Raw genomic sequence first — 19,137 nt, forward strand, 5'->3', positions numbered from 1 at the left:
CCCACTCCTCCTTATCCTTTAACACTGCCTGATGATAAACCTCTAATAAAATACTTCTGCATAAACATAAATAAGAGAATGATCGGCAGGGCTGAAATCATTAAGCCAGCCATCAGAACTCCCCAATTCGTTTGAAGGGCATCCCGAAATTGCATCAATCCAGCAGGGATGGTTTTTAGCGCATCAGAATCAACAAAGATTAACGCAAACATAAACTCGTTCCAAGTAAAATATGCAGTTAACACTACCCCTGTTAGTAAAATCGGTTTATTTAAAGGAACAAAGATTTTTGTAAAAATGGTCCATGTATTACATCCGTCCAAAAAGGCAGACTCCTCTAATTCTTTCGGTACCTCTAGAAAAGCAGCTCTGATCAGTAGGATGGTGATTGGAATTCGGTAAGCAACATAGGGAAAGATCATTGCAAAATACGTATCATGAATTCCTAATAATTGAATGAGCTTGTATAGTGGGACTAAACTAACTTGAGGGGAGAGCATCATTCCTCCCATACAGAAAACTAATAGGATGTTCTTCCCTTTAAATTCAAACCTAGATAAACTGTAGGCTCCGAGTGCACTTATTAATACTGTTAGGAAGCAGGTAGTTGCTGTAACAATTAAACTATTAACAAAATATCCAGAAATCCCTGTGTTCCATGCCTCTGTATAATTTGAAAACAGCCATTCTTTTGGTAAAGCCCAGCTGCTGGAGAAAATCTCTGGAGTGGACTTAAATGAGTTAATTACCATCCAAAAAAGCGGATAAGCAATCACTACAAAATACAAGATTAGGATTGTAAAAATTGGCAGACTTTTAACAACATTCTTTTGCTTCCTATTTTTTTTTGTGATTGGGATCGAATGATGGTAGTCCATTACTTTGCTTGTCTCCACTCTAAACATCCTTTCCTGTTTTAAATAGTTTCAACTGAACCAAGGAAACAATTAAGGTGATGATTAAAATCACAGTGGCCACAGCCGAAGCATAACCCATTTGGTCTTTACCGAAAGCTGAATGGTAGAGTAATGTTCCTAATACTTCACTAGAATTACCCGGTCCGCCGCCTGTCAAAATATACGGTTCATTAAAGACGGTAAATGCACCGGTTAAGGTAATAAGTGTTGTAACGAAGAACATCTCTTTTACTTGTGGAACAGTGATTGAAAAGAATTTACGAATTTTCCCTGCCCCATCGATCTCTGCAGCCTCATACAATTCTTGGGGGATATTTTGAATCGAGACAATAAATAACATCATAATATAACCAATACTTTGCCACTGTGACACAGCAATAACAGCGAAAATAGCTGTTTCAGATTCTCCCAGCCAAGCCCTAGTTAAATTTTCAAGCCCTAACCAATTTAATAGCCCATTTAAAATTCCGATATCCGGGTTATAAACAAACGTAAACAGTAAAGCAATGACAGTCATCGAAATGACAACTGGCAGGAAAAATACGGTACGGAACAATCCACTTATGATTCTTGTAAGCGGATCTTCAAGTATAGCCGCTAAAATAAGTCCGCCAAATACCTGAAAGATAATTGAGATGACTGCATACCAGAGATTATTTTTTAATGCTATATAAAAAACTTCATCTTTAAAAAGATTAAGGAAATTTTCAAAGCCAACAAATGTTTTTTCTACGGAAAAAGCAGAGAAATCATAGAAACTATAAAAAAAGTTTTCAACAATTGGATAGTAAACAAAAAGGGCCATAAAGATTAAGCAAGGTGCAATATATAAGTATGGTAACCACTTGTTTGTATTTTGCATAATAACTCCCCTTTTTTAACAGGCGTATCTTTGGAAAAAAGGTGGTCAACTTGCAACCACCTTTTCTGGCTTCCTATTTTTTTGCAGACGCCTTAACTTCTTTTGCTGCTGCTCTGACATCCTTCATTACATCTTTTGGACTTTTCTTGCCGTCCAACATTAGCTGTGTTCCATTTAAATAAGCATCGACTATTTTAATATCAACAGCTGTATCAAACCATAAGTATGTTTGTTCAGCATTAACAATTAAATTGATGGCATCCTGTTGAAGCTTGGATGCATTTTCATCGGTTGTTGTTCCTTTAACCGCACTGTATTCACTTACCTCTTTTAACTGCTCTGTACCTTTTTCCTTCGAAGTTAAGAATTTGACAAATTCCATTGCTTCTTTTGGATGTTTTGTTTTCGAAGAAATCATGATTCCTTCTGGTGCTGCTGTGATGGAGTTGGCATTTCCTTCTCCACCTTCCACACCTGGTACATTAAACACACCTAAATCCTCTTTTAAAGATGGTTCAATAAGCCCGATTTCTGCAAGCTGGAAGAAGCCGATCGCTGCTTTTCCACTGTTAAATAACTCCCGTGAATATTCATGGTCTACAGAATTAACTCCCTTATTAAAGTACGGCTTCAGTTCCATGAATTTCTCTAATGCTTTAACATAACCTGGATGTGAGTAATCACCTTCAGGATTTTTGGGATCATAATCTTTATCAAGAACATCCTGTGGCACCATCAATTGATTCAATGTTCCAATATAATGGGAAATCGTCCACGGTGCTTTGCTTCCGAATGTAATTGGCGTAAGTCCTGCGGCCTTTACCTTTTTAGAGACATCAATTAGTTCGGACCAAGTGGTTGGAATCTCAAGATTTAAATCCTTGAAAATTTTCTTATTGTAAAAGAAGGCCTTTCCGTCAGTCGACCAAGGAATTCCGTAAATTTTACTGTCTAAAGTGAAGGCATTGAACTGGGAGGCAATGATTTGATCCGACCACGCTTTATCTTCATTAACAAAATTAGTTAAATCAAGTGATTGTCCCTGACGTGCGAAGTTATAAGCGAATTCTCCGCTCCAAGAAAAGAATACATCTGGAGGGGTGCTTGATCCTAAGACAACGCGAATCTTTTCTTTATAAGAGTCGTTTAAAACGGCTTCCGTTTTAATTTTAATATTGGGATGGGCCTTCTCAAACTCTTTGACTGCCTTTTCAAAATATTGCTTTTTAGGTTGATTCGGCCAGCGGTGGAAGAATTTTAGTTCAACTACATCTTTTCCATTCGTTGAACTAGAACTCTTAGAACAGCCAGCAAAAAAGGATAGAAAAAGGATAGAAATAATACTTAAAATCAACAACTTCTTCATTAAGCTTTCCCCTCCAGAAAGGAATCCGTTTCTATGATTAATGCATTGTATATTAGCTAGGTTTAGTATTCAACTGTCCACATATATCTTCTTTTTGATAGCGGATGATTTCGTGCTTCTGCTAACTGATCCGCGTATTTTCTTAAAACATAATTTAACACTAATGGAGCGATGTATCCCTGTACTTCCTCTGCTACCCCAGTGAAATCAAAGTCCTTTGCATCAAGGACAACCAGTTTCTTGCCATAACGCTTAGAGAATTCTAGTGATCTTTCTTCTAATGGTCTTGTTTCATCTAAACCAAGCAAGATAATGAATGGTGTTTCTTCATCAATAATTTCAAATGGTCCGTGGAAGTATTCTCCCGCGTGAATGGCATGGGAATGAACCCACTGCATTTCCATAAGGATACAAATTGCATAGGAGTAGGCAACACCATAGTTTACTCCGCTTGCCATTGTATAAATGATCTTCTCGTCTTTATAATCTTGTCCAAATGCTTCTGCTTTCGATTGATAAAGTGCAGCTGCTTTTTCGTAAACATTCTGTAAATTCTCAAGACTTTCTTCTACTATACTAGCTTTTTCGTTATTTTCAACAACTTTTAGTACACCAAATACTAGTTGATATAAAACCGAATAGTTCGTCGTGAAAGCGCTTGCTCCTTCACCCCATTGATACTTCAGCACGACATCTGAAGCTAGCGCCAACGGTGACGCTTCCACATTAGTTAAAGAAACAGCCAAAGCCCCTTTTGCTCTAGCAAATTTTGCTGCTTCTACTGTTTCAGGTGTGGTTCCTGAGTGCGAGCACAGAATAACCAGGGAATTGCTTCCAAGTTTTGCATGATTGCGATGGATAAATTCATTTGCACTAAACAGGTGGGCATCAAGAACCTTTGCTTCACGGTCAATTACATACTTGCTTGGATACATAATGGCGGATGAGCCTCCACATGCTACAAAGAAAACACTGGAAATATTTCTTTTTTCCACCTCTGCTAATGCTTGTTGCACTTGATTTTTCACGTCAATTACTAATTCAGTCGTCATTTTGTTGCCTCCCTGATAAAATATTTTAGTGAATGAACACTAGTAAACTCTTTAAACAATATACAACTTTATATAACGTTATATGTTGTTATATATAAATTACTATACTTTCAAACTCTAGTCAATCAAATTTTCAGAAAAATGAAACGACAGTTAACGACAAAAAAAACCTCAGCAATCAAAGGTGTTTCGCTGGCCTCCATTTATTCGTTGATAACCATTATTAATCTAGTTTTAGTTGGAGCTCCGAACATCCCCCATATTACAGCTATTAGTAATGGCAGGCCGATACCTGCGATAATTTTTAATATTGTTCCCTGCGACAACTTATCGGCCGCCTTTTCATTTGATCGGCCACTCCCCTTTTTTACGCTCACCCCTTGTTTAATCACACCACCAAAAACTAAAAAGCCAGGGATATGCCCTGGCTTTTGAGATCATTACTCCCCAATATTGTTTTCAAACCACTCCTGCAGCTCTTTTAAAGACGTAAAAGTAAAAATCTCCTCGCCATTCTGACCATTATCAAATCCAGTGTATCCTCTTAAGGTAATTTGCCCTTCTTCCTCAGAAATTAAGATAGCATAGGGATGATTAACATTTATGTACCTTGAATCCAAGTCGATATCAAACCAATTCTTGCTTCGCAAAAATGCTTCATAGTGTTCCATTAAAATTCCCTCCGGTTCCTATATATTGTTCCTCAAAACTTACTAATATTTGTAGATAAAACATTAAAATTTGTAGATATATCCTAATATTTGTAGTTAAAACCTTTATATTTGCTGATGATAAACTCTCATTCCTTGTTGATATCCTGCTCATTTTTAAAAAATAAACCTATCCACAATGTGAATAGGTCTCAAATTTGTTCAATTATTTTTGTTTATAATACGTAATTGCTAATGCAAAGGCCAAGACGGTGCCTTTAACAATATCCATCGCATAATATGGGACGGACATCATCACGAGTCCGTTTTGGAGAATCCCGATCAGGACGGCTCCAACAAATGTTCCAAACGCGTTGGCCTTTCCAGCCCCAAGTACTGAAAATCCAATATAAGCGGCGGCAACTGAATCCATTAAATAGGGAGCACCAGAGTTAATTTCTGATGTCAAAACCCTTGAAGCGAGCACAATCCCGCCAATGGAGGCAAATAGAGACGAAAGTAAATACGCTGCTACTTTATATCTATTAACAGGGATACCTGATAGTCTTGCCGCTTCTTTGTTTCCACCGATCACATACATATAACGGCCATGCTTTGTATAGTTCAAAAAGATATGCACGAGGATCACGGTCACAGCCATGATGATAATAATCCACGGCACTTCTCCGATTTTTGCAAAAAATGGACTGATCAGACCCGATGCCATCGAGCCATCAGACATAACCATGTTTTGTGAAACCGTGGCCCCTTTTGTATACGTCAATGCTGTCCCTTGAATAATAAACATCGTAGCTAGTGTCATTAGCATATCTGGAATTCTTAATTTCACAATCATGAATGAGTTTATTGCTCCTACTACTAAGGAAGCACAAATCGCAGAAATGACCGCCACCAATGTGTTTTGTGAAAACCAAACAAACATCGAAATGACAATGGCGTTTGATAAGGAAGCGACCGATCCCACCGATAAATCAAAACCATCGACAGACAATGAAATCGTAATACCGATAGCGATAATCGTAACAATGGAGATCGAACGTAAGATATTGATGATATTACTGCCCTGAATAAAAGTAGGATTAGCAACTGAAAATATAATAATAAGTGCAAGAATCGTAATAATCGTCCCATATTTATATAAAAAGCGAAATAACTCAAATACTTTTTTTGCCGGGGCTTCCTGATTCTTTGCTGCAATATTTGCCTCCATTTTACCTGCCCCCTGTTGAATAAAATAATAGTTCTTCTTCGTTCGTTTCTCTCGTTTCAATTTCCTTTACGGACCTACCGTCATATAAAACATAGACCCGATCAGTAATCCCAATAATCTCCGAAAGCTCTGAAGAAGCATAAATAATTGCTTTACCCCGGTTTGCTAGTTCAGCGATTAACTCAAAGATATCCTTCTTTGCGCCAACATCGACGCCTTTGGTTGGTTCGTCAAAAATATATACATCCGCTTCAGCTACGAGCCACTTTCCGATTGCGACCTTTTGCTGATTCCCTCCGGAAAGATTCTGTACCTTGGTTTCTTCGGAAGGGGTTTTAATTCCGAGGCGACGGATCAACTGCTTTGCCGTTTCTTTTTCTTTTTTTCGATCTAAAAAGCTAAACACCTTTGAAAATTCCCCTAAGTTTGCAGCTGTTAAATTGGTTTCTACCGATTCAAGAACCAGAATTCCTTCCTTTCTCCGTTCCTCTGGAACTAGAACAATTCCCTTCTTAACCGCATGATAGGGGCTCTTTAATTTTAATTTATTGCCATGAAGAAAGATGTCTCCCCCAGTTAATTTCTCAGAGCCAAATAACGCCTTACACAATTCTGTTTTTCCAGCACCCACAAGTCCAGCAATTCCAATGATTTCCCCTGATTTAACATGAATATGTAAATCTTTAATTTTCTCTCTTTCTGAAAGTCCTTTTACCTCAAGGACCGTGTTTCCAATGGACGTATTCTTCACTGGGAACTGTTCTTCTAATTTTTGACCAAGCATATGCTCCACCACTTTGTTGATGGCCGTATCAGTAACTCGCTCTTTTGCAACAAATTCACCGTTTCTCATTACGGTCACTTCATCGCAGACTTCAAAAATTTCTGGCAAGCGATGGGAAATAAAGATAACTCCTACATTTTGCTTTTTTAAATCACGGACGATCCGGAATAATTCCGTCGTTTCAGTATGACTCAATGGTGCAGTCGGCTCGTCTAAAATAAGAAACTTACACTGATTTGAAACAGCCCTAGCGATTAAGATCATTTGTTTTTCCGCTAACGTTAACTCACTTACCAGCTTCTTCGTCGGAAGCTTAATGTTCATACCCGCTAATATTTGACCCGCCTTTTGATGAAGGTCCTTCCATTTCATCCATTGCTTTTTCCCCATGTTATGGACTGTATCAAGGAGCATAATATTTTCTGCGACAGTTAAATATGGAATGAGAGCCGTATCTACTTCTTGATAAACGATTTGTATTCCTGTGTCCTGGGCATTTTTCGGAGAACGAATCTTTAGTTTTTTTCCATCTAACCTTATTTCACCGGTATAGTGGTCATAAGCACCCGCGAGAACCTTCATTAACGTTGATTTCCCTGCCCCATTTGCCCCAATCAAAGCTTGGATTTCTCCCGTTTCCATCGAAAAGTCAACCTGATTCAATGCCTTCACACCAGGAAACTCTATTGAGATGTTTTTCATCTCCAATGTTGATCTCATCAAAATCATCCCCCGTAAGCAAAGACTCTCTTCATCTATTGAAAAAGAGAGTGTCTAGTTGTATACCGACTATTCTTTATAATGCTTCTTTAACGTTTTTATCCACTCTTCCTCAAATGCAGTCGATTGACCCCAGCCTGGAATAATTTTTGCCAGATTAACCATGTTCACAGGCTCTTTTGCTTTGAGAAGATTTTCTTGTGAAACAAGTGAAGCATCTAAATCAAAGGTCTGTGGTGTTTCTTCACCTGCAAGCTTTTTCGCAAGTATTCTCATATCAACAGCACCGATAAGTTTCGGATCGACAGCTGCTGTGTATTTCCAAGCACTGCCTTTTCTTTGAATTTCTTGCAGATCCGCATTGGAAACATCGATTCCATAAATCTTCACTTCTTCACGTCCCGCTTCTTTCAAAGCTCGTGCTGCACCGATTGCAAAAGCATCCCAAGTAGCAAATATGGCATCCAGTTTGCCCTTTGGATATTTATTTAACATGGCTGCAACTGCGTTTTGTGTTTGTACACTTGTATCTGCCGCTGCCACACCAAAGCGTTCCACTTCTTTAATTTCAGGATTTTTTGAAAGGACATCTTGATAAACCTTATTACGTCTAACCATTGCAGGGAAACCGTCGACCCATAGGTAGGCAATATTTGCTTTTCCGTTTGTATTCTTTACGAGTTGATCAAGGGCCAAAGTTGCTAAGGCTTCATCATCCTGTGAAGTAAGCGTTACTCCATCAACCTTCGCAATATTTGGATTCGAGTCAAATGTAACTACACTTTTTCCTTTTTCAACTATCTTTTTTACATCATTAACAGTCGCATCATCGTCACCATGAGAAATGATAAATCCATCATAATCCTGGTCTAATGACTGATTAATAGCATCATGGAACTTAGCTGTGTCACCATTTGCGGTAAACACGTCCACTTGAAAACCTAAGGCTTCTCCCTCTTCTTTTGCACCTGCTAAGAACTGGGCAGTATGATCGTCACCGCCAATTTTTCGAATAACCTTGATTTTTAACGGATCACCACTTGTAAACTTTTCAGATACACCTTCAAGTGAAACCTTTTTATGAGCGCTTGCTTGTTTTGTTTCTCCCTCAGAAGCACAGCCTGTGAGTAAGAGTGTTGCTGCTAATGCTGATACGAGTGTACTTTTAAAGATATTTCTTTTCATGATTAAAGCTCCCCCTTTTAGATTCTTATCAATACTCCATTACTCCGATTGGAAAGGTTTGTTTTTATATAAAAATAAAAAACCTCTCCAGAAAAGAGAGGTTTCATCACAAATTAAGGGACTACTCCTCTCTTATCTTTCAAAACAATAAATTGTTTTGCAGGATTTAGCACCAATTCCAAACGGAACGGTTGCTGGGCGTCATCGGGCCAGTCCCTCTGCCACTCTTGATAAGAGAACGTATTATTCATTTAAAGTAATAAACTAGATTTTAGTCTCCCATTAACAAGTTGTCAATAGTGTTTTGAATATTTCTAATATAGTTATTATTCCTACGCCTCAAGCCTTTGAATATAAGTGCTGAAAAATAAGAAGCGTTACAGGTATAGTAATAAATCCTAAAATGAAGAAAGGCTAACCATTTAAGATATAGGCTAGCCTTCTTTTTCAAATTTAATTTCCATGAAGCTTGTACATTTTTTAGAGCTGGTTTTTACTCCATTAATTCTGCTGGTAATTCGATCCGCTCTACTTTATTCACGATAAAGATATAAGATAATGCTCCAATGATCAAGACTGCTCCAATAAAGAATAATGCAGCACTGAAGGAATGCGTAGTGCTTAAAATATATCCAACTACAATAGGGATTACGATACCAGCCAAGTTACCTGATGTATTAAATATTCCACCGCTCAATCCAATGATTTCTTTTGGAGACATATCGCCAACAAGCGTCCAAGTTGCACCTGCCATCCCTTTGGCGAAAAAGGCTACCGACATGATAAGCATGATAAGTGCTGCTGATGAAGTATAGTTAGCGAGAACAATAATACTTGAAAACAAGAACCCAATTATTATTGGTGTTTTACGTGCTACACCAAGTGACTTTCCACGCTTTAACAGCCAGTCGGATATATATCCACCGACGATTCCACCTAAAAAGGCACCTGCATATGGGAGTGAAGCCATAAAGCCAACCTTGAGCATGGACATATGTTTTTCTTGCACAAGGTAGGTAGGGAACCAAGTCAAGAAGAACCAAACAATGGTATTGAGGCAAAACTGTGCAATATAGATTCCTATCATTTGTCGGTTGGTCAAAAGTAGTTTTGCATGAGCCCACCTGATTTTTATCGGTTTATCCCCTGCATTCGCCAAGCCGCCGCCTTCCAGAATATAGTCAATTTCAGCTTGATTTGCTTTTGGGTGTTTTTTCGGTTCGTGAATATGTTTAAACCAAAAGAATGACGCTACAATTCCGGCCAATCCAGCAACATAAAAAATCATATGCCATCCAAATTTCTGTAAAAGAAATGCGAGTATAGGGGTAAACAAAGCAAGTCCAAAATATTGGGCAGAATTATAGACCGAGACGGCCCTGCCACGTTCATTTTGAGGAAACCACATGGCCGTTAACCTGCTATTCCCGGGAAACGAAGGAGCTTCTGCTATCCCGACGATAAATCTTAAGATGAATAACATTAGAAAACCACTAGTCCATCCTTGAAAAAAAGTAAACAGTGACCATACGAACAACCCAACCCCATAAACAACACGTGCTCCAAATCGATCGAGCATCCAGCCGCCCGGGATTTGCAAAAAGGCATAGGCCCAGTTGAATGCTGAGAAAGCTATCCCCAATGAAACCGCATCCAGTTGTAGCTCTTTGGACATCACAGGTGCAGCTACACTTAGTGCTGAACGGTCAATATAATTGATTGCGGTCGTAATGAATAAAATAGTCAATATCACATAACGTGTATTGGTTTTTTTCGTAAATGCCTTTAATTCTTTCATGTTAACACTCATAAAGTTCCCCCCTATTTAAAAGATGTCCAACGTATTGTTGTTCAATATCTTAGTCGCATCTTGTTGCAAGTATAATCCAATTAGATGATTGCTATAAGAAATACATGATAAAGCTTTCATTAACCTCCTTCCATTACTGATAATGTGTGTGATTTTCAGTTGAAAACCCTTACACCAATTATTAATTAACGTATACATTAATGTCAATATCCTATTTTCAGATTATTAGTTATTTTTATATAAAAAATTGTATTTCGTCATAAATTTAACAAATTTAAAGGGTTTACCTTCCTTTATTATCTTGTGTAGTGGTAACTATTTTATTTTCATTAAATTTTGATTGACATTAATGTATACGTTGATAAATAATAAATATAGAAGATCTTCCCACAATCACTTAACTATACAGTTGGTGAAAAAAGAATAAAAAGGAGAGTTATTATGAGTATTGTTATGGATAAAACGCAACAAATAACAAAGATGACTGATCTAATGGCAAAGTTTGTATCCCTTGTCAGCTATAAACTTCCTGATGATGTGGAAAATAAACTGAAAGAACTTAGTGAAGGGGAAGATAATCCTCTAGCAAAAATCATTTACAAAACTATGTTTGATAACCAAAAACTAGCTTTTGAGTTAAAGAGACCTTCATGTCAGGACACAGGTGTTCTTCAATTTTTTGTAAAGTGTGGACAGAACTTCCCATTAATTGGGCAATTAGATAGAATTCTAAGAGAAAGTGTATTTAAATCAACCAAAGAAACCCCTTTACGTCACAATTCGGTAGAGACATTCGATGAATACAATACAGGAAAGAATATCGGAAATGGTACTCCTAGTATCTTCTGGGAAATTGAAGAAGACAGTGACAAAGTGGAAATTTATACTTATATGGCAGGAGGCGGATGTACCCTTCCTGGAGTTGCAACTGTTCTTATGCCTGGTGAGGGCTATGAAGGCGTTGTAAAGTTTGTCCTTGACCGCATGACAAGTTATGGACTCAACGCATGTCCTCCTCTATTAGTAGGTGTTGGAGTCGGTACTTCTGTAGAAACAGCCGCTTTAAATTCAAAATTAGCCCTTATGAGACCTGTTGGAAGTCAAAATGAAAATGAAAACGCTGCAAAAATGGAAAAGCTTCTTGAAGATGGTATCAATGCTATTGGCCTCGGACCTCAGGGACTTAAGGGATCTAGTTCAGTCATGGGTGTAAATGTGGTGAATACAGCAAGGCATCCTTCTACTATTGGAGTGGCGGTTAATACAGGATGCTGGTCCCATAGAAGAGGGAAGATCACCTTTGACAGTAATTTAGACTATGAAATTAATACTCACGAGGGGGCAACACTATGAGTAAGAAAGTATTAACCACACCTATAAAAGATGAAGATCTTAAGGATATAAGAATAGGAGATATTATCTACCTAACTGGTACATTGGTTACTTGCAGGGATGTTGCGCACAGAAGACTCATTGAGGAAAAAATTCCATTACCTGTTGATTTAAATGGTAAAGCCATTTTCCACGCGGGTCCCATTGTTAGAGACCATGGAAATGAAGAGTACGAGATTATCTCTATAGGTCCTACAACCAGTATGAGAATGGAAAAGTTTGAAAAGGAATTTATCGAAGAAACAGGTGTTAAACTCATTGTTGGAAAAGGCGGGATGGGAAAAAACACTGAAGAAGGATGCAAAACTCATAAAGCGCTGCATCTTGTCTTTCCAGCTGGAAATGCGGTTTATGCCGCAACAAAGGTGGAGCAGATTAAGGAAGTCCACTGGAAAGACCTTGGAATGCCTGAATCTCTTTGGGTATGCGAAGTAAATGAATTTGGTCCTCTCATTGTTTCTATTGACGCAGACGGAAATAACATCTTTGAAGAAAATAAAGTGGAGTTCAATAAAAAGAAGGACGAACAATATGAATTAATTAGTAAGCAAGTACGATTCATCAAGTAAATAGTCTATAACAGGTACCCTTGTGGATATGACAAACAAAGGCTTTTAACCTATAAATGGAGCTGGTCTGGTGTGGTAATGCAGGTACTTCAAAGATCTCAAACAATTGTTCGTTATCAAAATAATAACGATAAAATATATTACGGAATTGTTGAAAATGATGAAATTTTACAATTAACCAGTAATTTTACTGAAATTCAAAACAATGAACTAAAATTTGATGGTGTAAAAGTTAAATATAATGATGTGAACATTTTAGAACCCGTTTCCCCCTCAAAAGTGATCAATTTTGGCTGGACATACGCTGCACATGCCAAAGAAACTGGGGGAAAGGCAAATCTCAAAGAACCATTTTTGTTTTTAAAACCTGCTTCTTCCCTGATTCCAAATCAAGGGGAAATCATTCTTCCTTCCAGTGATTTAACCAAGCAAGTAGAAATGGAAGGGGAAGTGGCACTTGTTATTGGTAAACGCGGCAAAAATATAAAAGAAGAAGAGGCATTGGATTATGTTTTTGGCTGCACTGTATTTAATGATGTGACTGCGAGAGATCTAACAAAAGCCGATCCCCAGTTTACACGCGGAAAAGGTTTTGACACTTTTGGACCATTGGGTCCGTGCATCGTGACTGGTATAGACCCAACTAATTTAAGAATAGTTACTTCTTTGAACGGCAAAGTAGTACAAGATGGTAACACTAATCAGATGTCACTATCGATTCCTTTCCTAATCAGTTGGATTTCAAAGGTTATGACTCTGGAGCCAGGTGATGTTTTAGCTACTGGTTCACCTGCTGGTAGTTGTCCAATGAAATCAGGAGACGTCGTATCTGTTGAAGTAGAGAATATCGGTAAGCTAGTCAATTATGTTAAATAGAAAAAATACATTTTATGAAAAAGGCTGTAGAGGATTTCTTGAAATCTCTTCAGCCTTTTTTATTTTTTAAAATTGTATTTTTAACTAGGGAGAGATTACCTATCTTGTGACTACCTAAATAGATGATATTGGCATAGTGCGTATAGCCTCTAATATTTCATTACGAGATCTATATCGATGGGATTGTAGCATCATACGAGCTGCTTCCGGTTCACCTGTTCGCATAACAGTGACGATGGCTTTGTGATCCATTATGGAGGGTGTTGGTTTAGGTCGAAGCTTAATCGTATATAATCGGGCACGATATAGTTGATCAGTTTGACTATCCATAATCCCTCTTAGACGAGGATTTTGAGCTAAATCAACAATTGTTTGGTGAAATTGCTCATCAAGGTCCGTCCATAACAGTAGATCGCCTAATTCTAATGCTTTTTCTTGTTCCTCCACCAAATAATCAAGTTGGTCTAATTCTGCAGATGTGGCACGCTTAGTAGCAAGGCTACATGCAATGCCGTCGAGCCCTTCGACAACTTCATAAATTTGTTGTAAATCATCTGCTACAATTGGTGCCACAACAAAACCACGACGAGGTATGAGACGTACCCATCCCTCCATCTCTAAACGCACGAGCGCTTCACGGACAGGCGTTCTGCTCATACCCAAGATATCAGCCATTTCCCTTTCTAATACGGTTTGTCCGGGAGGAAGTTGAAGATCTCGTATGGCATGTCGAGTCGCTAGATAAGCACGTTGTGGCAACCGTGATTCTCCATTTTTATCTAAACTGGATAAAAATGATTGAATGCTTTGAGAAAGAGAAGATTGATCTAATTCTTTCGAATTAACATCTTCCAATTTAGGTTCATCCGGAGTATTCATTGTATAAACACACTTCCCCAAAATTTGTTATAATTACATTTTAAAAAGAATGCTGTTTTAGCTAAAATTAAAGATAAAAGCTTCCATTTAAAAATAATAACAGAAATACAAGATCAAACTCAATTATAGAGTGATAAAGACAATAACCTTATTTAGTATTCTCCGCATTAACACGACAATTTAGAATTAGAATGGTCCAATAAGAAAAGCACTTTAAATGTATGTCATTTAAAGTACTTTGGCTTTATTACTTAATTCTGTTTTCTCGCTTGATAAAGTCCATTTCCTGATAATAACTGTTCTTAACTAATATATTGGGTCCAAGGCATTTAACCGCCGGGCAATGACAGCTTAATTCCTTTGCTAAGGCAGACGACTGCCAGGTATCATATGCATGTAACAGATTTGTAGTCTGGATATTTCCTAGTGGCGGTGTATCACCGAAATCAGTAACAATAATATCTCCGTTAAAAATATTTACATTCAATCGCGAACGTCCATCAGGGTCATTTCTGACGGTGACATTTTTACTTTTATATAAACGTTGTAAAAGAGCTAAATCCTCTTGATTATCGCTGCATGCATAAAATGGGAGCGTGCCAAACAGCATCCACACATTTTCATCTCTGACATCAAGTAAGTGATGGATTGCTTCTCTTATTTCATTAAGTGATAATCTTTCGAGATTGCTAGCAAAATCACTTGGGTACATTGGATGTATTTCATGGCGCTGGCATAGCATTTCATCAACAATTTGGCGGTGAATTTTTTCTAAATACGGTAGTGTCCGCTTGTTTAGCATCGTTTCCGCCGATACCATCACCCCTGCTCTTACCAGTCCACGACTATTTTCTATCATTCTATTAAAATATTTTTCCCGTTGTTCATATTCAGGCTTCCGTTCCATTCTGGCAAAGCCACCCTCGACAAAATCATCGACGGTCCCCCAGTTATGCGAAATATGTAAAACATCTAAGTAAGGCACGATTAATCCATAACGATCTAGATCTAGGGTTAAATTGGAATTAATCTGCGTCCGTACACCGCGCTCATGGGCATATTTTAAAATCGGTACAACATAATTTTTTACCGAGGATAAGGATAACATCGGTTCTCCTCCGGTAATGCTTATCGAACGTAATGTTGGAATTTCCTCTAATCTTTTTAATAGCAAATCAAGAGGAATCGCCTGCGGATCCTTTGTTTGGAGTGTATAGCCTACCGCACAATGCTCACAGCGCATATTACAAAGTGTTGTTGTGGTGAACTCGATATTGGTTAACTGAGGCTTTCCATATTGCTCGATATCTAAATAGGCTTCCCATGGATCATACGATGGGGTTATTTTTTTCAATGTCGACATAATGACTCCTTAAAATCAGTCTTCAAAAAACTCCTCTATTATAACTGAATTACGGATGTTATTGCTATTTTTAACTATTACAAAAGTTTATGTTTTATAAAATGTTATTATACTAAGCTTGTATAATGAAAAATTTACCCAATAATACATAACTAAGCCCTTTTCGATTAAAAATAAACGGATAATATCTATTCGTGAATGGTGGTTATGACAAACATGGAAATGCAGCCTTTAGGTGAAGCCGAGAAACTCGCCCTAAAAAAGATGAAAATTTTCCGGCAAAGCATCCTCCGTTATATTTTACGGGCGGCGCTTGCTAGTATGTTTATCGGCTTTGGCGTCATTGTAGCGTTTAAAACGGGGAATTTCTTTTATGTTAAAGATAACCCGTTTGCCTATCCGATGGCGGCACTTACCTTCGGATCTGCTATCATTTTAATCGCTTATGGCGGTGGCGATTTATTTACCGGAAATACGTTTTATTACACTTATGCAGCGCTGCGTAAGAAAATGACCTGGACAGAGGTTTTGAAGTTATGGGTTTGCAGTTATGCTGGAAATATTCTCGGGGCGGCGGTCTTTGCCTTTATTATTTTTACAACTGGGCTTTATGAAAGTTCAGAGGTTAACGGCTTTTTACTCCATGTTGTCGAGATCAAAATGCAGGTTCCAACAACCGAGCTATTTTTCCGAGCGATTCTATGTAATTGGCTCGTCTGTATGGCCTTTTTTCTTCCGATGGGTCTAAAAGGCGATGGACCGAAGATGTTTGCGATGATGCTGTTTGTTTTTTGTTTCTTTATTTCCGGATATGAACATAGTATCGCTAACATGTGTACGTTTGCCATTGCCTTAGTTTTAAACCATCCAGGTACGATTTCATGGGGTGGAGTGATTCACAATCTAGTACCTGTAACGATTGGCAACCTGATTGGCGGCGCTGTTTTCATGGCGATGATGTACTATTATGCTAATAAGCCATTTTTAGATGAATATGATAAAGAACAGGGCAGCTAAGTTTACATGCTGCCCTGTTCTTTTATTAGGTGATATCGACAAATTCCCGGGGAAATATCAACAAGATAACAGGGATATCGACAACAATTAAGAATATTCTAAAAATATTGATAATTGTATTATTTCTTTGATGTATGCCTTCTTTTTGCCAATCTATTTCTTTTTGCTAATAAAATAAACATAGGCTTTGATCATAAAATAGCTTACTTCCTCGGGAAGCAATTCCTTGATTGGTTTGAGGCGCTCCCGTCCAGCTTCTGCCAAGGCTTTTTCTAGAAGCGGCATGTATTCATCCGGAATATGTTTTGAAAAATCAACTTCTAACCCTTGTTGCGCACATTGAAGTAAGTGGGTTTCCACCGTGCTAACTGCTAAATTCCGCTGCTCGGCAATTTCCGCAATCGAAATATTCCCCTGATGTAATTTTAATGTCTCCAAATGAGAATCGGTTACCCCAGCTTTTTTAGCGGGCTTCTTTGGAGCTTTCTCTAAAGGTACCAACTCACTTTGATAGTCTACATTAGTTTCACAGAAGGTACGGATGGCTCGAATAAATTCTAGGCCATATTTTTTAAGTTTCAGTTCTCCCACTCCACTAACTTGTAAAAATTCTTCCGTAGACTTCGGCAGCTTTGCACACATATCCTTTAAGGCAGCATCAGAAAAAATGACAAATGGCGGTACTTTTTCTGATTCGGCAATCTGCTTCCGCACTTCTCTTAACACTTCAAACAATGGATCATCCTTGGCCACTTGTTTCACCTGTACAGTTTCACGGCGATGGACCTGTTCTTTACCTAACAGAATATCTTTTCCTTTTGGTGAAACGAATAGGGTTGGAAATTGCCCTTGCTCGATCGCGATCAATTCTTGTGATATCAAGAATTCAATAAAGTCGCTGACATCCTTCGAACTCCTATCCTTCATGATTCCATAGGTTGGAAGTCTGTCAAAACCCATTTCTGTTACTTTTTTATTTTTCGATCCTGTTAACACTTGGGCTGTGATCGTTTTACCAAAGCGCTGCCCCATCCGAATGACGCAGGACATCACCATTTGGGCTTCCTTCGTTACATCGATGCTTGTCCTCGTATCCAAGCAGTTGCCGCATCTGCCGCAAGGCTCTGTTTCGGTTTCACCAAAATATTTTAAGATAAATTCTTGCAGACAGTTTTCGGTATGGCAATAATCGACCATTTGCTGGAGTTTAGCTAATTCTTGTGTGATGCGGCTCCGATCACTGGATTGATCAATTAAAAAACGCTGAATTTGCACATCCTGTGAGGAATGAAGCATGATACATTCACTCTTCAAACCATCCCTGCCCGCACGGCCCGCTTCCTGATAATAACTCTCCATATTTTTGGGCTGCTGATAATGTACCACATAACGAATATTAGATTTATCTATTCCCATTCCGAAAGCAGAGGTGGCGACCATCACAGTCGCTTTATCTTCTAAGAATCGTTCCTGCTCACGATTTCGCTCCACATCGCCCATCCCCGCATGATAGCGGGCCGCCTTAATATTCGCTTTCAGTAATTTCTCATAAATTTGGTCGACATTCTTTCTTGTTGCTGCATAGATAATGCCTGCTTCTTTATCATTCTTTTTCAAATAGTCTTTAATAAACTTGTCCCGATCCTGGCCCTTGATAACCGTAAAGGACAGATTTTCCCGCTCGAATCCGGTAATAATCGTATTCTCTTCATCAATGTTTAATAAATCGCAAATATCCTCACGTACTTTTGGTGTAGCTGTAGCAGTAAGGGCTAATACAATTGGCCTTTGCGGCAAGCTATTAATTAGTTGTTGAATATGGCGATAGCTTGGCCGAAAATCATGTCCCCATTGCGAAATACAGTGGGCCTCATCCACGGCTACTAATGGAATGTCCATGCTGTAAAGATCTTCAAGAAATTCACGTGATTCCAAACGCTCAGGCGCTATGTACAGAAGCTTATATTTTCCTTCGCCCGCTTCTATCATTCGCCTATTTGCCTCGCCAAAACTTAACGAACTATTGATAAATGTTGCCGGAATACCGACTTGAATGAGGGCATCAACCTGGTCCTTCATTAAAGAAATCAGTGGGGAAATGACAATCGTGGTACCGGGAAGGACAAGTGCAGGAATTTGATAACAGATGGATTTCCCGCCACCCGTTGGCATAACAGTAATTGTGTTTTCACCAGATAAAACAGAACGGATTGCCTGCTCCTGGCCCGTCCTGAAGGAGCTATAACCGAAGTGGGATTCTAGTAATGGCAATGCTTTTTCAAACAATATTTTTCCTCCTTTCAATACATAGATGATCCTATTAAGTTAATGATATTCTTACTCTATTATACTGCTTGTAATTGGATTTTCAAAAAGCATTTATCAATAATAGTAAGTAAACCTTTGGTAAATTGTTTCTATTCTTTTAGTTAAATTTGCGACAGTCGCAGGGATTCAATTTATA

General features: G+C 38.3%; 17 protein-coding genes and 1 riboswitch. Of the genes, 4 read left to right on the forward strand and 13 right to left on the reverse strand.

What is annotated here, in order from left to right; all coding sequences use genetic code 11:
• Positions 1 to 11 precede the first annotated feature (11 nt).
• The 10 genes from AB7942_RS03420 to AB7942_RS03465 all read right to left on the reverse strand — a co-directional run bounded on the left by AB7942_RS03420 (position 12) and on the right by AB7942_RS03465 (position 10,577).
• Positions 12 to 905, reverse strand: a complete 894-nt coding sequence (locus AB7942_RS03420) for a carbohydrate ABC transporter permease (RefSeq protein WP_373408485.1) — start codon at positions 903 to 905, stop codon at positions 12 to 14.
• Positions 898 to 1,779 (reverse strand): carbohydrate ABC transporter permease, encoded by an 882-nt coding sequence (locus AB7942_RS03425; protein WP_098930128.1) that lies wholly within the window; start codon positions 1,777 to 1,779, stop codon positions 898 to 900. The genes AB7942_RS03420 and AB7942_RS03425 overlap by 8 nt, the downstream gene beginning before the upstream one ends.
• Before the next feature lie 73 nt (positions 1,780 to 1,852).
• Positions 1,853 to 3,145 (reverse strand): ABC transporter substrate-binding protein, encoded by a 1,293-nt coding sequence (locus AB7942_RS03430; protein ID WP_369445792.1) that lies wholly within the window; start codon positions 3,143 to 3,145, stop codon positions 1,853 to 1,855.
• Positions 3,146 to 3,207: 62 nt separating this feature from the next.
• The gene (locus AB7942_RS03435) at positions 3,208 to 4,197 is read right to left on the reverse strand and encodes an SIS domain-containing protein (RefSeq protein ID WP_369445793.1); all 990 of its coding nucleotides are present in this window, start codon (positions 4,195 to 4,197) and stop codon (positions 3,208 to 3,210) included.
• Positions 4,198 to 4,400: 203 nt separating this feature from the next.
• A complete protein-coding gene (locus tag AB7942_RS03440; RefSeq protein ID WP_369445794.1) occupies positions 4,401 to 4,574 on the reverse strand; it encodes a YrdB family protein in 174 nt (57 codons plus the stop codon).
• Between the two features lie 63 nt (positions 4,575 to 4,637).
• Positions 4,638 to 4,868, reverse strand: a complete 231-nt coding sequence (locus tag AB7942_RS03445; RefSeq protein ID WP_369445795.1) for a hypothetical protein — start codon at positions 4,866 to 4,868, stop codon at positions 4,638 to 4,640.
• A 205-nt stretch (positions 4,869 to 5,073) separates the two neighbouring features.
• On the reverse strand, positions 5,074 to 6,078 hold the full coding sequence (locus tag AB7942_RS03450; RefSeq protein WP_369445796.1) for an ABC transporter permease: 1,005 nt from the start codon (positions 6,076 to 6,078) through the stop codon (positions 5,074 to 5,076).
• 1 nt (position 6,079) lies between these two features.
• Complete coding sequence (locus AB7942_RS03455) at positions 6,080 to 7,582, reverse strand: sugar ABC transporter ATP-binding protein (protein ID WP_483310833.1); 1,503 nt, start codon at positions 7,580 to 7,582, stop codon at positions 6,080 to 6,082.
• 69 nt (positions 7,583 to 7,651) lie between these two features.
• Positions 7,652 to 8,767 carry a sugar ABC transporter substrate-binding protein gene (locus AB7942_RS03460; RefSeq protein WP_369445798.1) on the reverse strand — a complete coding sequence of 372 codons (1,116 nt, stop codon included), beginning with the start codon at positions 8,765 to 8,767 and terminating at the stop codon, positions 7,652 to 7,654.
• A 129-nt stretch (positions 8,768 to 8,896) separates the two neighbouring features.
• Positions 8,897 to 9,004, reverse strand: a riboswitch (SAM riboswitch).
• 256 nt (positions 9,005 to 9,260) lie between these two features.
• Entirely contained in the window at positions 9,261 to 10,577 is a 1,317-nt protein-coding gene (locus tag AB7942_RS03465; RefSeq protein ID WP_369445799.1) for an MFS transporter, read from the reverse strand.
• 441 nt (positions 10,578 to 11,018) lie between these two features.
• On the opposite strand from AB7942_RS03465, the gene ttdA reads away from it, so the two are divergent.
• From ttdA to AB7942_RS03480, 3 genes are all read left to right on the forward strand, one after another.
• Complete coding sequence (gene ttdA, locus AB7942_RS03470; protein WP_369445800.1) at positions 11,019 to 11,930, forward strand: L(+)-tartrate dehydratase subunit alpha; 912 nt, start codon at positions 11,019 to 11,021, stop codon at positions 11,928 to 11,930.
• Positions 11,927 to 12,538 (forward strand): L(+)-tartrate dehydratase subunit beta, encoded by a 612-nt coding sequence (gene ttdB / locus AB7942_RS03475; RefSeq protein WP_369445801.1) that lies wholly within the window; start codon positions 11,927 to 11,929, stop codon positions 12,536 to 12,538. The genes ttdA and ttdB overlap by 4 nt, the downstream gene beginning before the upstream one ends.
• A 78-nt stretch (positions 12,539 to 12,616) precedes the next feature.
• Complete coding sequence (locus tag AB7942_RS03480) at positions 12,617 to 13,414, forward strand: fumarylacetoacetate hydrolase family protein (protein ID WP_369446128.1); 798 nt, start codon at positions 12,617 to 12,619, stop codon at positions 13,412 to 13,414.
• Positions 13,415 to 13,528: 114 nt separating this feature from the next.
• Here the strand turns inward: AB7942_RS03480 and AB7942_RS03485 are convergent, their stop codons facing one another.
• Positions 13,529 to 14,173 carry a GntR family transcriptional regulator gene (locus tag AB7942_RS03485; RefSeq protein WP_369445802.1) on the reverse strand — a complete coding sequence of 215 codons (645 nt, stop codon included), beginning with the start codon at positions 14,171 to 14,173 and terminating at the stop codon, positions 13,529 to 13,531.
• 367 nt (positions 14,174 to 14,540) lie between these two features.
• Positions 14,541 to 15,656, reverse strand: coding sequence for a radical SAM/CxCxxxxC motif protein YfkAB (gene yfkAB, locus AB7942_RS03490; protein ID WP_369445803.1), 1,116 nt, complete (start codon positions 15,654 to 15,656; stop codon positions 14,541 to 14,543).
• A gap of 216 nt (positions 15,657 to 15,872) precedes the next feature.
• Between yfkAB and AB7942_RS03495 the strand changes: the two genes are divergently transcribed.
• Entirely contained in the window at positions 15,873 to 16,673 is an 801-nt protein-coding gene (locus AB7942_RS03495) for a formate/nitrite transporter family protein (protein ID WP_335401900.1), read from the forward strand.
• Between the two features lie 153 nt (positions 16,674 to 16,826).
• Here the strand turns inward: AB7942_RS03495 and recQ are convergent, their stop codons facing one another.
• Positions 16,827 to 18,959: a DNA helicase RecQ gene (gene recQ, locus AB7942_RS03500; protein WP_369445804.1), complete on the reverse strand. Its 2,133-nt coding sequence runs from the start codon at positions 18,957 to 18,959 to the stop codon at positions 16,827 to 16,829.
• Positions 18,960 to 19,137 lie beyond the last annotated feature (178 nt).

It is taken from the genome of Neobacillus sp. BF23-41 (assembly GCF_041106275.1).

Bases quoted from the DNA above. Each gene is read 5' to 3' on its own strand.
- AB7942_RS03435 (WP_369445793.1), bottom strand. From the start codon at position 4,197: ATGACGACTGAATTAGTAATTGACGTGAAAAATCAAGTGCAACAAGCA.
- AB7942_RS03480 (WP_369446128.1), top strand. From the start codon at position 12,617: ATGCAGGTACTTCAAAGATCTCAAACAATTGTTCGTTATCAAAATAAT.
- ttdA (WP_369445800.1), top strand. From the start codon at position 11,019: ATGAGTATTGTTATGGATAAAACGCAACAAATAACAAAGATGACTGAT.
- AB7942_RS03430 (WP_369445792.1), bottom strand. From the start codon at position 3,145: ATGAAGAAGTTGTTGATTTTAAGTATTATTTCTATCCTTTTTCTATCC.
- AB7942_RS03420 (WP_373408485.1), bottom strand. From the start codon at position 905: ATGTTTAGAGTGGAGACAAGCAAAGTAATGGACTACCATCATTCGATC.
- AB7942_RS03455 (WP_483310833.1), bottom strand. From the start codon at position 7,582: ATGAGATCAACATTGGAGATGAAAAACATCTCAATAGAGTTTCCTGGT.
- AB7942_RS03425 (WP_098930128.1), bottom strand. From the start codon at position 1,779: ATGCAAAATACAAACAAGTGGTTACCATACTTATATATTGCACCTTGC.
- AB7942_RS03495 (WP_335401900.1), top strand. From the start codon at position 15,873: ATGGAAATGCAGCCTTTAGGTGAAGCCGAGAAACTCGCCCTAAAAAAG.
- yfkAB (WP_369445803.1), bottom strand. From the start codon at position 15,656: ATGTCGACATTGAAAAAAATAACCCCATCGTATGATCCATGGGAAGCC.
- AB7942_RS03445 (WP_369445795.1), bottom strand. From the start codon at position 4,868: ATGGAACACTATGAAGCATTTTTGCGAAGCAAGAATTGGTTTGATATC.
- AB7942_RS03450 (WP_369445796.1), bottom strand. From the start codon at position 6,078: ATGGAGGCAAATATTGCAGCAAAGAATCAGGAAGCCCCGGCAAAAAAA.
- AB7942_RS03465 (WP_369445799.1), bottom strand. From the start codon at position 10,577: ATGAGTGTTAACATGAAAGAATTAAAGGCATTTACGAAAAAAACCAAT.
- ttdB (WP_369445801.1), top strand. From the start codon at position 11,927: ATGAGTAAGAAAGTATTAACCACACCTATAAAAGATGAAGATCTTAAG.
- AB7942_RS03460 (WP_369445798.1), bottom strand. From the start codon at position 8,767: ATGAAAAGAAATATCTTTAAAAGTACACTCGTATCAGCATTAGCAGCA.